The organism is Flavobacterium crocinum (assembly GCF_003122385.1).
Lineage (GTDB): Bacteria > Bacteroidota > Bacteroidia > Flavobacteriales > Flavobacteriaceae > Flavobacterium > Flavobacterium crocinum.
The window spans coordinates 3193050-3207706 of record NZ_CP029255.1 but is presented as its reverse complement, the minus strand read 5'-3'; the positions used below and the strand labels follow the sequence as shown (position 1 = coordinate 3207706).

The window sequence follows — 14657 nt, the reverse complement described above, 5'->3', positions numbered from 1 at the left end:
ATAGATATCCAAAAATATAATATCTGCAAAAAATAAAATCAAATCTTACAGACTTAATAAAAACTTTGACAGGTTTTCGTCCTGATTAAGGTTTAACTTCTTTCTTAGACGATATCTGTGCAGTTCTACACCTCTAAAAGAGATGTTCATCATAGGAGCAATTTCCTTAGAAGAAAGGTTCATTTTAAGATAAACACACAGCTTGATATCTTTTGGAGTTAAGTGCGGATATTTTTTAGAAAGATTTATAATAAACTCATTGTGGATCTGATTTAAATTGGTTTCAAATATTTCCCATTCGTGTTTATTTACTTCATTAATCTTAATCGCTTTCCTGATTTCACTTTTCAGTTTAGAAAAATCTTTTTCTGTTTCCAGAATTCCCTGAATTTTATCAATCATTTCTGTCTGCTTCGCAATAGACAAAGATTTGCCGGCCACTTCAGAAGATTTACTTTGCAGTTCTAATTCTAAAATATGTTTTTCGTATTCCTGAAGATTAAGTTCGTTTTCTTTTTTCAATTCCATTTCCAGAATTTCTCTCTGATGTTTTAATTCTTCAGCCTGTAATTTTAATTTTTGCGTGTATCGAAATTTATTCCATCTGTAATAAAAAAATAAAACTGCTGCAATTACAAATAAATAAAGCAGAATCATCCAAAATGAGAAATACCAGGGTTCTGCAACTTTAAATTTATAATGAGAAACTTTTTCATATGTTGCCCCGTCATGTTTAAAGATTTCTACAGTATGATTACCGCTGCTTAAATTATTGAGAATTATCAATCCGTCAGAAATCGGAATAAAATCTTTTCCTTTATCCAGTTTATAAAACAGATTTGGTTTACTGGCTCCGTAAATTCCGGAAATGGCATTTATTCTTAATTCGGTATTGAATTTAATTTTCGATTCATTTGGAACTAAGACATCATTGCTAAATGCTTCTATTTCTATTTTAGAATTTTGTTTATTCTCATATTTTAGTTTAAGCGAAATAAATCCGTCATCCAGATTAAACAAGTAATAATTGTCTTTTTTAAAAATTCTTAAATTTTCATTGATGAGTTTCCCTTTATAATATTTCTCCTGAATGATGTTCCAGATGAATTTATTTCCTTCAACATAAATATGGTACAAGATTCCATTTTGTAAAACCATAAAATGGTCTTCATCTATAGAAATAATATCCGTTACGTTTTTAAAACTTTCATTAAACAATTCGTTTTCTTCCAGTTTACCCGCAATCGAATTATAAGTGTACCAAACATTATTAATCAGAAAAAGGATTTCCTTTTTGAACTCAAAAATCTTGATACCAAAATCGTTTATTATTTTACTTTGCTGCGTGACATTTTCAACTTTCAAAGTATTATAATTATCGTCTAATACAACACGATATAATCCACGGTAATTATCTGCAGCCCAAATTTCATTCTTTTTATTCTGCGCTACATATTTTATAGGTTTCGCCAGATCTTTAATAATTTTATAATGGGAAAGATCAGACGGATTATTGTAAACTAAAATTCCACTGTAGGTCGATTGAAAATAAGTATCATTAATACTGCTTTTTGACATATTCCAGCCTCCACTGACTCCGTTTATTTTTGTCAGCAAACCATTTTCATATGAGAAAGTCCCGTCATTATGACCAATAATATATTTCCCGTCTATTAAAGAAATATTCCAGCCCTGCCCTTGCGTATTGGGCATCATATTAAATTTCCCCGAACTGTATTCAAAAATTCCATGATTGGACGCAATTAAATACCCTTTATTAATAGTTGCTACAGAATAAACTGAACCTAAAAGTCCTGAATTATCATAAAAGAAAGAAATTGGCGAATTGACCTCAACATGTGCAATTCCGTTATCTAAACCAACCCAAAGATCATTTTCCTTATCAAATCCTAAACTCAGGACTGAATTATTCATTAAAACATTGTCACGTTCAATATTTTTATAGGAATTGTTTTTTAGGTCTAAAATAATAATGCCCCGGTTTCCGGTTCCAATGACTAATTTTTCTCCTTTTATAAATTTAGCCACATTTATCGTAGCCGATTTTAAAGTTTCGTTTATCGGATTGTCCCAACTTTTAAGACCATTTTGGTCCACAACAAAAACACCTTTTTTCTGGGTAAATATATAGGTCTTATTTTGGTACTTTTCTATGGCATGAACGACTGTTTTTTTAAGAACATTCCATCCTTTTGGATTTGAAATGTATTTATCATTCATTTTAAAAATTCCATCCTGAACAGAAGCGACATACAGATTTTTATCTACTGCAAAACAGTACGAAATAAGAAATGGGAATTTAATTTTCTTGATTGTTTTTCCGTTATAAATAAAAACATCGTTGAAAGATTGGAAATAAAGCGAACCGTTAAACCTGAAAATTTTCCAGATCTCTTCATTATCTCTTTCATCAAATAATCTCAGATTTTTGGTGATTGAAACATAATGCATCGTTCCGTCTTTTCTGTACCAATAGCCAAATTCTTTATAAGATCCGGAATAGATTTTGTCGCCCTCAATCAAAATAGAGCGAATAATGGTTTTGTTTGGAAGTGTATATTTTTCCCATTTTACGCCATCGTAACGAAGCAAATAATGGTTATTGGCAAAATACATGGCATCATCATTACCCTGAGCAACATTCCAGATTTGATTATCACCCTGATAATCAGATTTGCTGTAATTTTCTACAAATGGAAGTAATTCTTGTGCCTGAAGTTGTAAAGCGATGAAAAAGAAGAAAAAGGATTTAAAAAGTATCGATTTCAAGATGTTCGGATTTATATTCAAAGATACTCACAAAAATTTAATTACCGAAAACTAAAAAAGCTTCCGTGCGGGAAGCTTTTTCTTACTATCAACTAGAAATAAAATAGTTACGTAATATTTACAAGACTAATCCTATTCTAAAATCTATATTCTCTTTATCAAGTTTTAAAACCAAGGCAGAGTTTGCCGCTTGTTCAACATAAAATTCATCGCCTTCCTCTATATCGTTCCAAAATTCTTTTTTAAACGATTTATCTCCAATCTTCCATTCATCAAAATAAATCTGATAATTTTCATAATTGTTTTCTCTATCATAGGAATACACTTTTTTCTTCACTTTTACAGTTCCTGCATATTTCTGTTTTTCTCTTAAATCGTTGTATAAATTAGCATCTCTAAGCGAACCTAAAAGAAGAAAAGCGTTTATTACAATTATTGCAATCCGGAAATGATAAAAAGTTGAATTTGACGTATCACAATCAACAGCTAAATAAATAATTAGAAGAACCAAAAGCGAAAAGCCTGAAATTGAAATTCTAATGGCAGAATTAGCTTTTATTTTATTTTTTACTAATTGAATATCTTCTTTTGTAAGCGCAATTTTTGTTATTGCCATCTAATGGAAAGCTTTTTTTAAAATATTTAAATTATGATTTGGTCAAAGTTTTACTAATTCTCCAGCAATTGAAAAACCTGATTTGCAATTTCATACTCTTCATCTGTTGGCACAACCAAAACTTTTACAACAGATTTTTCTGTATTGATTTCTCTCAATTCTTTAGAGCGAATTTGATTTTTTTCCTTGTCAATTTGAATTCCGAAATAATCCATATCGGTACAAATTAAATTACGCATGAAAGAAGAATTCTCTCCAATTCCTGCAGTAAAAATAATGGCATCCAATCCGTTTAAAGCAGCTGCATAAGCACCAATTGTTTTTCTGATTCTGTAAGCATTCATCAATAAGGCCAACTCACAATCTTTGTTTCCTTCCTGCGCTTTCGATTCAATATCTCTTAAATCGCTGTAACCTGTTAAACCAAGCATACCACTTTGTTTCAATAGAATTGAATTCACCTCATCTGGCGTATATCCTAAACTTTTTACCATATAAAAGATAACCGACTGATCAATATCTCCTGCGCGAGTTCCCATAATTAAGCCGTTTGAAGGCGAAAATCCCATTGTGGTATCAATACTTTTTCCGTCTTTTACAGCGCTCATACTACATCCGTTTCCTAAATGAATGGTAATGATTTTTGAATTCTTTTCTAAATAGCTAATTGCTTTTTCTGAGACGTATTTATGACTTGTTCCATGAAAACCATAAACACGGACTTTATGTTCTGTTAAAAGAAAATTAGGGATCGCATATTTATGTGCTTCAACCGGAATGGTCTGATGAAAAGCGGTATCAAAAACAGCGACTTGCTTGGCATCTGAAAAGATTTCCTCAGCCACATTTATTCCGACCAAATGTGCCGGATTATGTAAAGGAGCTAATTCTGAAAGCTCTTTGATTTTGTCTTTTACTTCTTCGGTAATAATTGTTGTATCAGAAAAATAACTTCCTCCGTGAACTACTCTGTGTCCAACTGCAGCAATTTCTGAAGTTGTTTTGATTACTCCTTTTTCAGGATCTAAAAGTAAATCCGAGACTTTCTGCAAACCTACCTTATGCGTTGGAATTGGCAATATTTCTTCAAATGAATTTGAAGCTGTTTTAAAAGTTATATTTGAAGTTTCTAAACCAATTCTGTCAATCATACCACTGCAAATTACTTCGTTTGTCGGCATAACCATTAATTGATATTTAATTGAGGAACTTCCTGAGTTTATTATAAGTATTTTCATTTTTTATGTTTTTGCCACAAAGGCGCTAAGTCACTAAGTTTTGTTTTAATCTTGAAAACAGAAATCTTTAATTTTTTATTATTGAGATTAGTACGCTGATGACCCGGATTTACTTGATAAAAACCCGGATTAAAAAAGGATTTTTCATTTCATCAAAATAAAATCTGTATAAATCTGCGTTTTCGTGATAGCAAATCTGTCTCATCCGCGTTCTGTTTTTTAATTTTTAATTGAATTTACATTCCTTGCGCCTGAATTGCTGTAATTACTACTGTATTGATAATATCATCTACAGTACAACCACGGCTTAAATCGTTTACAGGTTTGTTTAAACCTTGAAGCATTGGGCCGATTGCCAAAGCTCCGGTTTCTCTCTGAACAGCTTTATAAGTATTATTTCCGGTATTTAAATCAGGGAAAATTAATACACTTGCCTGCCCTGCCACTTCAGAATCCGGCATTTTGCTTTTTCCAACACTCAAATCTACTGCTGCATCATATTGAATTGGGCCTTCAATCTTTAAATCAGGTCTTTTTTCTTTTACGATAGCTGTTGCTGTTCTCACTTTATCTACTTCATCTCCTTTTCCAGAAGCTCCTGAAGAGTAAGAAAGCATAGCAATTTTTGGTTCAATTCCAAAAGCAGCACTTGATTCTGCTGATGAAATGGCGATTTCTGCCAATTGTTCTGCAGTTGGGTTTGGATTAATAGCGCAATCTCCAAAAACAGAAACACGATCTTCTAAACACATAAAGAAAACGGAAGAAACTACAGATGAGTTTGGTTTGGTTTTAATGAATTGAAGCGCTGGTAAAATTGTATGCTGTGTCGTATGAGCCGCTCCCGAAACCATTCCGTCTGCGTGGCCTTTGTACACCATCATCGTTCCAAAATACGATACATCTTCCATTAAATCCCTTGCCATAGTGATACTAACGTTTTTGGCTTTTCTGAGCTCATAATACGTATTCGCATAATCCTCATAAAATTCAGATTCTATCGGATTGATGATATTTACTTTAGAAAAATCAAATGTAATTCCAAGTTCTACAACCTTATTTTCTATTTGTTTTTTATCTCCAATAATCGAAATATCGACTACATCCATGTCCAATAATCTTGACGCGGCCGTAATAATTCGATCGTCATTTCCTTCCGGCAGTACAATATGTTTTCGGTGCTGTTTGGCTCTTTTAACCATGTTGTACTGAAACATTTTCGGCGTCATACCTTCCGCCTGGAAAGTGATTAATCTTTCCGATAAGGCATCATTGTTAACATATTTCTCGAAAGTAGTTATTGAGGTTTCAATCTTATGCGTGTTGTTGGCATAAATCTCTGATTTAATAGATCCAATTTTGTTTGTAATATGATAAGTCCCACCATCTACAGCAATAATCGGCACAATGGCAGAAAGTCCTTCAATAAGCTTTAAAATACTTTCTTCGGGAACTATATTTCCGGTTAGGATAATTCCTGAAATCGTTGGATAATTAGCCGATTCATTAGCCTGTAAAGCTCCCAAAATGATATCTGAGCGATCTCCAGGAGTAATAACTAAAGCATTATTATGCAGATGAACCAAATAATTATGCAACTGCATCGCTCCCACACTGTAATGACCGATTTCGTTATTCAGATAATTTTCTCCAAACAGAACTTTTGCATCCAATTCGTTTACAATTTCCTGCATCGTTGGATTATTCAAACTTGATATGAGCGGAATGGTATTAATTAAAACATTTGGCGGAAGGCTTTTTTGCAGGCTTTTAGTTACCAGTTCTATATTTTCCGGTTGAACCTTATTGGCAAAAACCGATAAAACCTCCACCTCTTTTACTTTAAATGAGTCGTAAACCAAATATAAGCTGTCCAACAATTCTTCTAAAGTTTTTCCAACTCCTGAACCGATAATAATTGTTGGAATTCCCAGATTTTTAGCAATTAAAACATTCAGATCCAATTCAATGGAAGTTCCTTCTCCCGTGAAACTCGTTCCTTCAACTAAAACGAAATCAAAACGTTCTTCGAGCTTTTTATATTTTTCAATAATCAAATCCAGGACCTCACCTATTTTTCCTTTATTCTTTTTTTTGATTAATCGGCTTTTAGTAATCGCATAAGCGTCTTCAAATTGAATATCAAGATTAAAATACGACAAAACAGTCTCAATATGATTGTCTACTTCACCATCAACAAAATCTTCAATTATAGGTCTAAAATATCCTACTTTGGCTGTTTTACCAATTAAGATACTCATTAAACCGAGTGTAATAATTGACTTACCACTATTGTGATCACTAGTGGCTATATATATTGCTTTACTCATAATTATTTATATTTATTCTAAATAACAAATTTAATAGAAATCATTGCTTCCTTCACTGAAATAAACGTTAAAACCAGCGTCTTTTTTTGAAATAAACAATCAAGGCTATGACCAGTAAAAACATAATGCCCATAACCACAAAATAGCCATTTCTCATTTTGAGTTCCGGCATGTATTCAAAGTTCATTCCGTAAACTCCGACAATAAAGGTAAGCGGAATAAAGATGGCCGAAATTATGGTCAGCGTTTTCATAATTTCATTCATTTTTCGGCTTTGTTCTGAAAAATAGAAATTAGAAGCACTTTCCAACGCACTCATATCCGATTCTATCTGCTCTAAAAGCTCTAAACTTTTTTGGTGAAGTCTTATAAAAAAATTGAAGGTTTCTTTCTGAATTAAACCATTTTCGTCATCATCATCTTTCTTGGTTTTCAAATAATAAAGTGAATCTCTAAGTGGAACAATGGAACGTTTAAGGAAATTTAAATTATCGCGATGATTTTCAATTTTCTCTAAAATAATTGGTTTAGCATCTTTTTTGGTCTGATTGATTAATTCTTCTACCTTGTCTTCTTCATCTTCCAATGTGATATAGAAATTTTCCATAACGGCATCTAAAAGTAAATACAAGAGGTAATCTACTTTTTTAGTTCGCACAATTCCGGCATGTGTACGAAGGCGCTCGCGAATGTGCGTAAAGAAATCACTTCGCTTTTCCTGAAACGAAATCAGAATTCCTTCTTTCAGAATAAAACTGATCTGCTCAACGCTGATATTATCTGAATATTCAGAAGGTAAAAGGGATTTTATATTGAAAAATAAAATGTTTTGCTGTTCTTCTAATTTGGTTCTTTTAGTCGTATTTAAGATATCCGCTAAAAGAAAGTCATCAAACTTAAAATGTGCTCCAATTGTTTTAAGCAATCCAATATCATTTAAGCCATGAACATTTAACCAATTGTTTTTAGTATAATCAAAACAAGAATTTAAAGCTAAAACCGTAAACTTGTCATATTCAACAACATCATTATCGTCATATACAAAAAGCTGCATTTCGGTTTCGTGCTCTTTGTGTGTTCCTGTATACTCTAATGTAATGTGTTGCAGCTTGCGTCCTTTCTTGTATTTGATCTTTCTCATTCTGGAAATTTTACAATAGTAATATTACGAAAAAGAATTCGAAGAAGAAATGACATTTATCATTTTGCTCAGAAAGATTTAACAAAATGTCCTGATATTAAAAAGTAATCTTTTACTGCATTTATACTAAATTAAACCCGACAGGTTTTGAAAATCTGTCGGGTTTAATAATATAAATAATATCCATAAAAAAACCGAGTCAGAAATGACTCGGTTTTCTATCTTAATACTTTGTACTAAGTACTTAATACTAAAGAATTATTTTACCTCTTCGAATTCAACGTCTTCAACATTGTCTCCAGAAGACTGCTCTTGTTGTGGAGCAGCTTGTTGTCCTTCACCACCTTGAGCGTACATTGCTTCTGTAGCTGTTTTCCAAGCTGCATTAACATTGTCTAATCCTTTTTGGATTGCGTCAAGATCCTGAGATTGGTGAGCCATTCTCAATTCAGTTAAAGCGTATTCGATAGCTGTTTTTTGATCGTCTGTCAATTTATCTCCTAACTCTTTCAATTGAGATTCAGTTTGGAAAATAGTACTGTCAGCTTCGTTCAATTTCTCAGCTCTTTCTTTTGCAATTCTGTCAGCATCAGCGTTAGCTTCAGCATCTTTTTTCATTTTTTCGATTTCTTCAGCTGTTAATCCAGAAGAAGCTTCGATACGGATATCGTGAGATTTTCCAGTTCCTTTATCAGTTGCAGAAACTTTGATGATACCATTAGCATCGATATCGAAAGTTACTTCGATTTGAGGAACTCCTCTTGGTGCTGGTGGAATACCATCTAAGTGGAAACGACCGATAGTTTTGTTATCAGCAGCCATTGCTCTTTCTCCTTGTAATACGTGGATTTCAACAGATGGTTGAGAATCAGCAGCAGTAGAGAATACTTGAGATTTTTTAGTTGGGATAGTTGTGTTAGACTCGATTAATTTAGTCAATACACCACCCATAGTTTCGATACCTAAAGAAAGAGGAGTTACGTCAAGTAACAATACATCTTTTACATCTCCAGATAAAACTCCACCTTGAATAGCAGCTCCAATAGCAACAACCTCATCAGGGTTAACACCTTTAGAAGCTTTTTTACCGAAGAATTTTTCAACTTCGTCAGCGATTCTTGGCATACGAGTAGAACCTCCAACAAGGATTACTTCGTCGATATCAGATGTAGATAAACCTGCATCTTTTAATGCTTTAGCAACTGGCTCCATAGAACGTTTTACTAAAGAAACAGATAATTGCTCAAATTTAGCTCTAGATAATTTTTTCACTAAGTGTTTTGGTCCAGAAGCAGTAGCAGTTACGTAAGGCAAGTTGATTTCAGTTTCAGCAGAAGATGATAATTCAATCTTAGCTTTTTCAGCAGCTTCTTTCAAACGCTGTAATGACATTGGATCTAAACGTAAATCAATACCTTCTTCAGTTTTGAATTCGTCAGCTAACCAGTCAATAATAACTTGGTCAAAATCATCACCACCTAAGTGAGTATCACCATTTGTAGATAATACTTCAAATACACCGTCTCCTAATTCAAGAACAGAGATATCAAAAGTACCTCCACCTAAATCGTAAACAGCAATTTTTTGATCAGTTCCTTTTTTATCTAATCCGTAAGCAAGTGCAGCAGCAGTTGGCTCGTTGATGATACGCATAACTTTAAGACCAGCGATTTCTCCAGCTTCTTTAGTAGCTTGACGCTGAGCATCGTTAAAGTATGCAGGAACAGTAATAACTGCCTCAGTTACTGTTTGACCTAAATAGTCTTCAGCAGTTTTTTTCATTTTTTGAAGTGTCATAGCAGACAATTCTTGAGCAGTGTATAAACGACCGTCAATATCCACACGTGGCGTATTGTTGTCACCTTTTACAACACTGTAAGGAACTCTTTTTGCCTCATCTTGAGTTTCAGCAAAAGTGTGTCCCATAAAACGTTTAATAGAAGCAATCGTTTTTGTAGGATTCGTTACTGCTTGTCTTTTTGCAGGATCACCTACTTTAATTTCTCCACCTTCAACAAAAGCGATGATAGATGGTGTAGTTCTTTTTCCTTCTGCGTTAGGGATAACAACTGCTTCGTTACCTTCCATTACAGAAACACAAGAGTTCGTCGTACCTAAGTCAATTCCGATTATTTTACCCATTTTTTATATATTTAATTTTTGATTTAATTTTATAACTCAGGTGGCATAAGTCAATCTTTGTGCCAATATAAAAAACCAAAGTAATTTGTCAGTTTTACGGTCTGGGCCTAAAATTCATCTGCCAACATGACATTTTTAGAACCTGACATTCTTGGCATATAGCTGTTTTACATGTCATTATTTACTTATTAACCCAATTATACTTCTTAATTTCTCACAAAAAATATATATTTGAGATACTTTAAAAATCGTTAAAATTGAAAAAAAATGAAATGGTTCCCTTTAGTTTTATTTCTTCTGTTTCCAAAATTGGTTATGTGCCAGACAAAAAACAGTATTCAAATCTTAGGAAGTATTAACGGAAAAATTCCTGAAGTATTAGAATATACTTTGCCAATCGGCGGAATTGATTATTTCGGTTTTACAGATTCTGTCCAGCCGGATTCTTCAGGCAATTTTCAAATCAATATCAAACTGAATCAAACCTGTTTTATTGATTTATCTTATAAATACAAATCATACGGAACTTTAATAATTGAGCCCGGCATGACTTATAAAGTTCATATTAACACTGAAGATGCTAAAAATCCATTTACTGTCGAATCTAAAAATGCAAAAGGGCAGCTATTATACAATCAGATTCCAAACAGAAGCATGATAGTGGGAGGACATTTTGAACTCGAATCCAGAAAATACAGCAAAGACAGTGTTCCAACTGTAATCAAACAAAAACTGGAAGAAAGCAGAATAAATGAACTACAAGGATTTAAAAATCTTTTGAAAGAGAAGATTATTTCCAAAGATTTCTATCGTCTCGTTGAAACAGACAGAAATTATTTCTATAAAGGAGCGCAGGGAAGTCTGGCTTTTATTAATTATTTAAATGAATCTCAAAATAAGAATACTTTAAATAAAACGCAATACACAGAACTCTGGTCGGCAATTTTCAAATCTAATCCGGTAATCAATCCTGAACTTTTAAAATCTCCGTGGTTTTATTTTTATACAGAAAATTATTTACGATATAATGAATTAATTCTGGATAATATAAATACCGCAATCCTTTCAGAATTCCATAAACAAGGACAAATTCATACACATAATATTGATAATGCAAAAAAACATTTATCCGGCTTGCAGTTAGAATATTATTTCGCAGCTTATATTTATTACGAAGCAATCAATAATAACTACGAACAGGAACTAATAAAACTTTTTGAACAATTCAAAAAAGAATATCCTTCCAGTTCTTACACTCATTTTCTTGAACCCGTAATTATTCCGATTATTTCTTTCCACAAGAAAAAAGAAGAACCTTTAAATGAGAAGGTAAAATTTGTAGAAAATACTGCCGAAATAAACTCCGTAAAAGATTTGGTAAAAAATCTAAACGGAAAACCATTTTATATTGACGTTTGGGCAACCTGGTGTGGTCCCTGTAAAGAAGAATTTAAAGACAATCCGAAATTATATGAATTGTTGAAATCCAAAAACATTACCATGGTTTACATTTCAATAGACAAAGAAAGCAAGGATAAACAATGGCGTGATATGGCACATTTTTACAACTTAGAAGGATATCATGTAAGAGCTAATAAAAAATTAGACGACGATTTACGAAATATATTCGGCAGTCAGTCACTTGCCATTCCGTGGCATTTTCTTGTTGATGAAAACGGAACTGTCTTAAATAAAAAACTTAGCGGTGGTTCTGATATTCAAAATTTAGAAAAACAGCTAACTGAAAACTAATAGACATTTACTCTTATAAATCTTACAGGAATAATTTATATTTGAAAAATACTAAAAGCCCATATTAATGAAAAACAGAATCTTATATACGCTATCTCTTTTCCTTGTTTTTACAATACAATCTTGTAAAAAAGATGCTAAAACTACATCAGACAATGTTGTTGTTATCGACAGTCTTCCGGCAAATAAAGAATTTGAAGAAAATGGCGAAGAATATGAAGAAAATGATCCCGAAGAAGCAGATATAACCTATCCTGAAACCGGAAAAAAAGCAGAAGATTTTCTTCCAAAACTTGGTATTTATGAAATTGAGTATGATGCTCAAGGAGATTTAAACAACGATGGATTAGAAGACATTGCTATAGTATTGAAACATAAAGATGTAAAAACTGCCAAAAGACCAATGTTGATTCTTTTGCAAAATACAGACAAGTCCTATCGTTTAGACAAAGTTTCTGATGTAGTCATGCCTTCAGAATACAATGAATACGATTTTAAACTCTATGACACAGAAGACATAAGTATTGAAAAAGGCAAACTGCTTATAAATCTATACGGAATGGGGCCAAGTGGCACTCTATTAACTACATTTAAATATGTTGGAAAAGATCTTGTTTTGAGTTATATGGAGGCTTACTATAGCGGCGCCGGAGGTCGCTCCGGACTTACCTATGATTTTGAAAAAGGAGAAATAACCGAAACCGAAACCAATACCATGAAAGAAGATGAACCTACAACATCTTCCACTACTCCAACAAAAAAGAAAATACATTCATTTGAAAATACTGCTATTACTGAGTTTTTTAATGAAGACAATAATCCATCTTAAGAATCTTCCTACTTTAAAATGGAAAACTACAGCATCATTATATTTATACTCACCATTGTTATCGGATTATCTGCCTTTGCTGATAAAGCCAAATTACCATATCCTATTCTGCTTGTAATTGTAGGAGTTGGAATTGGTTTTATTCCAACAATGAATGAAATAGAAATTAATCCTGAAATTATTTTTCTTCTTTTCCTTCCTCCGTTATTGTATGATGCTTCGTTTAATATTTCGCCCAAAGATTTTAAAACAAACATCAGCACCATCAGCACTTTAGCAATTACATTGGTTTTTCTTACCACCTTTTGGATTGCTGTTGTCGCCCATTATTTAATCCCGAATATAACCTGGCCTCTCGCCTTTGTCTTGGGAGCAATTCTTTCTGCAACCGATGCTGTTGCTGCAATAAGCATTACAAAAGGACTTGATATTTCGCATAAAACCATAACAATATTGGAAGGCGAAAGTTTGATAAACGATGCTTCCGCTCTGGTTGCTTATCGGTTTGCAGTTGCGGCCGTAATGGGATCTGCTTTTGTAATCTGGCAGGCAACATTGCAGTTTATTTTATTATTGGGAGGCGGATTTTTAGTCGGTTTTGTGATGTCAAAAATTCTGGCTGTCATTTTGAAAAAAGTACATAAAAATTCAAATGTCACGATTAGTTTTATGCTTTTAATGCCTTTTGTTACTTATTTAATTGCAGAACATCTTCATGTTTCAGGAGTAATAGCGGTAGTGATTTCTGGTCTGGCGATCGCTCGTTTTAGCAAAAAAATCTTTCCTGAAAGCTTAAAAAACAGCTCACGAAACCTTTGGGACATTATTATCTTTTTATTAAACGGATTGATCTTTATTTTAATCGGACTTAATTTTAGATATGTACTGAAAGATATTGAAAATGATATGTTAGTTCCTTACATTGGTTATGCCTTCATCATTACGATTGTCGCTTTACTGATTCGATTTGTTAGAATATTTCTTCAGAGAATTAATCTTCAGAAAGGTTTTGAAAAAATTAGAAAAGGAAAAAGAAAAATCAGCGAAGATGCGCTTCTCGATTTCAAAAATAGTATCATCTTAGGCTGGTCAGGAATGCGCGGTATTGTATCGCTTGCGATCGCTATTGGACTTCCCAGATTTCTTAAAGACGGAACTCCGTTTCCGGAAAGAAATGCCATAATTTTTATTTCTGTTGCTGTTGTTCTTTTTACTCTAATTGGACAAGGACTTACACTTCCGTGGATTGTCAGAACATTAAATAAAAAAGAAAAACAGAAAAAAGACACTGAAAATCAACAAATTGAAAAACAATTACTAAATTAGTTTTCTATTATTCTAAAAATAACTGATATGAAAAACAGTTTTATCGTTCTTATTATTTTCATCTCCTTTTACTCCTGTAATAATGCAAAATCTGAAAAAATGAATCCAGTATCTTCATCCGAAAATGAAAAACTAGTTAAAGAATATTTCAAGCTTTTTAATCAGCACAAATGGAAAGAAATGGCAGAAATGTATGTTGAAAATGCCGATTTTAAAGATCCTTCTCTCGGAAACGGAATTGTAAAACAATCGCATCAGCAAATCATCACAAAATATACAGAACTGAGTGATATGTTTCCGGATGTTCATGATAAAATCCTGCAAATTTATCTTTCGGGCGAAAAACATATTATCGTAGAGTTTGTTTCTACCGGAACTGCTCCCGATAAATCCAAATTTGAATTGCCGATCTGCACCATTTTTACAATTGAAAACGGAAAAATCGCCAAGGATTTTACCTATTACGACAACTTTGAAGAACCTCAAGAATAAA

The 14657-nt window shown here is 32.8% G+C and carries 10 protein-coding genes; 4 read left to right on the top strand and 6 right to left on the bottom strand.

Annotation, left to right across the window (positions count from 1 at the left end; all coding sequences use genetic code 11):
- Window positions 1–45: 45 nt before the first annotated feature.
- The 6 genes from HYN56_RS14410 to dnaK form a co-directional block, all read right to left on the bottom strand.
- Window positions 46–2790, bottom strand: coding sequence for a helix-turn-helix and ligand-binding sensor domain-containing protein (locus HYN56_RS14410; protein ID WP_109192814.1), 2745 nt, complete (start codon window positions 2788–2790; stop codon window positions 46–48).
- Between the two features lie 118 nt (window positions 2791–2908).
- Window positions 2909–3406, bottom strand: a complete 498-nt coding sequence (locus tag HYN56_RS14405) for a hypothetical protein (protein WP_109192813.1) — start codon at window positions 3404–3406, stop codon at window positions 2909–2911.
- Between the two features lie 53 nt (window positions 3407–3459).
- On the bottom strand, window positions 3460–4644 hold the full coding sequence (locus tag HYN56_RS14400) for an acetate/propionate family kinase (RefSeq protein ID WP_109192812.1): 1185 nt from the start codon (window positions 4642–4644) through the stop codon (window positions 3460–3462).
- Between the two features lie 236 nt (window positions 4645–4880).
- Window positions 4881–6974: a phosphate acetyltransferase gene (pta, locus tag HYN56_RS14395; RefSeq protein ID WP_109192811.1), complete on the bottom strand. Its 2094-nt coding sequence runs from the start codon at window positions 6972–6974 to the stop codon at window positions 4881–4883.
- A 67-nt stretch (window positions 6975–7041) separates the two neighbouring features.
- Window positions 7042–8115 (bottom strand): magnesium/cobalt transporter CorA, encoded by a 1074-nt coding sequence (gene corA / locus HYN56_RS14390; protein ID WP_109192810.1) that lies wholly within the window; start codon window positions 8113–8115, stop codon window positions 7042–7044.
- 258 nt (window positions 8116–8373) lie between these two features.
- Window positions 8374–10257 carry a molecular chaperone DnaK gene (dnaK, locus tag HYN56_RS14385; RefSeq protein ID WP_109192809.1) on the bottom strand — a complete coding sequence of 628 codons (1884 nt, stop codon included), beginning with the start codon at window positions 10255–10257 and terminating at the stop codon, window positions 8374–8376.
- 267 nt (window positions 10258–10524) lie between these two features.
- On the opposite strand from dnaK, the gene HYN56_RS14380 reads away from it, so the two are divergent.
- From HYN56_RS14380 to HYN56_RS14365, 4 genes are all read left to right on the top strand, one after another.
- Window positions 10525–12009 carry a TlpA family protein disulfide reductase gene (locus tag HYN56_RS14380; RefSeq protein ID WP_109192808.1) on the top strand — a complete coding sequence of 495 codons (1485 nt, stop codon included), beginning with the start codon at window positions 10525–10527 and terminating at the stop codon, window positions 12007–12009.
- 67 nt (window positions 12010–12076) lie between these two features.
- Window positions 12077–12838: a hypothetical protein gene (locus HYN56_RS14375; RefSeq protein ID WP_109192807.1), complete on the top strand. Its 762-nt coding sequence runs from the start codon at window positions 12077–12079 to the stop codon at window positions 12836–12838.
- A gap of 18 nt (window positions 12839–12856) precedes the next feature.
- On the top strand, window positions 12857–14164 hold the full coding sequence (locus HYN56_RS14370; protein WP_109192806.1) for a Na+/H+ antiporter: 1308 nt from the start codon (window positions 12857–12859) through the stop codon (window positions 14162–14164).
- Window positions 14165–14263: 99 nt separating this feature from the next.
- Window positions 14264–14656: a nuclear transport factor 2 family protein gene (locus HYN56_RS14365; protein ID WP_109194811.1), complete on the top strand. Its 393-nt coding sequence runs from the start codon at window positions 14264–14266 to the stop codon at window positions 14654–14656.
- Window position 14657: the final 1 nt, after the last annotated feature.

Bases quoted from the DNA above. Each gene is read 5' to 3' on its own strand.
- corA (WP_109192810.1), bottom strand. From the start codon at position 8,115: ATGAGAAAGATCAAATACAAGAAAGGACGCAAGCTGCAACACATTACA.
- HYN56_RS14400 (WP_109192812.1), bottom strand. From the start codon at position 4,644: ATGAAAATACTTATAATAAACTCAGGAAGTTCCTCAATTAAATATCAA.
- HYN56_RS14370 (WP_109192806.1), top strand. From the start codon at position 12,857: ATGGAAAACTACAGCATCATTATATTTATACTCACCATTGTTATCGGA.
- dnaK (WP_109192809.1), bottom strand. From the start codon at position 10,257: ATGGGTAAAATAATCGGAATTGACTTAGGTACGACGAACTCTTGTGTT.
- pta (WP_109192811.1), bottom strand. From the start codon at position 6,974: ATGAGTAAAGCAATATATATAGCCACTAGTGATCACAATAGTGGTAAG.
- HYN56_RS14405 (WP_109192813.1), bottom strand. From the start codon at position 3,406: ATGGCAATAACAAAAATTGCGCTTACAAAAGAAGATATTCAATTAGTA.
- HYN56_RS14365 (WP_109194811.1), top strand. From the start codon at position 14,264: ATGAATCCAGTATCTTCATCCGAAAATGAAAAACTAGTTAAAGAATAT.
- HYN56_RS14380 (WP_109192808.1), top strand. From the start codon at position 10,525: ATGAAATGGTTCCCTTTAGTTTTATTTCTTCTGTTTCCAAAATTGGTT.
- HYN56_RS14375 (WP_109192807.1), top strand. From the start codon at position 12,077: ATGAAAAACAGAATCTTATATACGCTATCTCTTTTCCTTGTTTTTACA.